The 808-nt window shown below is 71.7% G+C and carries 1 protein-coding gene and 1 pseudogene; both read right to left on the minus strand.

Translation table 11 applies throughout. The features are described 5' to 3' along the window. Positions 1–379 (minus strand): MarC family protein (locus HUK84_RS20800; protein WP_176641879.1); only part of this gene is annotated, 379 nt, incomplete at its 3' end. Between the two features lie 96 nt (positions 380–475). Continuing rightward, positions 476–808: pseudogene (locus HUK84_RS20805) on the minus strand (lysylphosphatidylglycerol synthase domain-containing protein); the annotation flags it as partial.

The following is an 808-nucleotide window of genomic DNA, read 5'->3' on the forward strand; positions in this document are numbered from 1 at the left end:
GGCCGCCCTGCAGGGCCTGCTGTTCCTTGCGGGCGGCGGCGGCCTCGGGCGCCTGCAGCAGAGCCCAGGCGCGCACCGCCACCACCAGGCCGCCGGCGATTCGCAGCGAATCGATGGTGATGCCGAAGAAGGCCAGGATGGCGCTGCCGATCCAGATCGAGGCGATCAGCAGGCTGGCGGAATAGAGGGCCACGGCCCGGGCCAGCGCGCGCGATTCCGAACGCGGCCGGCCTTCCGTCACCTGGGTGAAGATCAGCGCGGCGCCCAGCGGGTTGACGATGGAGAACAGGGCCGGAAAGGCCAGCAGGAACGTGTTGCTGAATTCCGTGACCGCATGTCCCCAATCGCGGGTGACGGCGGCGTGCAGGCCAGGGGGCATGGCGATCGTTCCCGGGCGCGGGTCCGCCGGGCCATCCATGGCGGGCGGCCGGGGCGGGTGCGGTCCTGGAACGTGTTTACGAAGACGTGACGCCCGTCAAGGGGCGGCCGGCGGCATTCCGTCGGCGGCCAGCCCGTGCATGGTCGCGCGCACATCCGCGACGCTCTGCGGCAGGCAGCACAGGAAGCTCTGCCGCGCTTCGTCGCCTTCCTGGATCGGCCAGGAGGTCAAGCCCAGATCGTTATAGACGTCCAGCATGGACGGTCCGACGCGCCAGAAGACGGGCTGGCGGCCTTCCTGCACCGCCAGGTCGCGCAGCCACCAGATGGCCGAGGCGCAATCGTCCCATGCGCCGGCGGGATCGCCCAGGCCGATCAGGTAGGGCCCGACGCGCAGGAAGGGCAGCAGGGCCGCGCCGGCCTCGCCGGG

Source organism: Nguyenibacter vanlangensis, from assembly GCF_013376155.1.
GTDB lineage: Bacteria > Pseudomonadota > Alphaproteobacteria > Acetobacterales > Acetobacteraceae > Gluconacetobacter > Gluconacetobacter vanlangensis.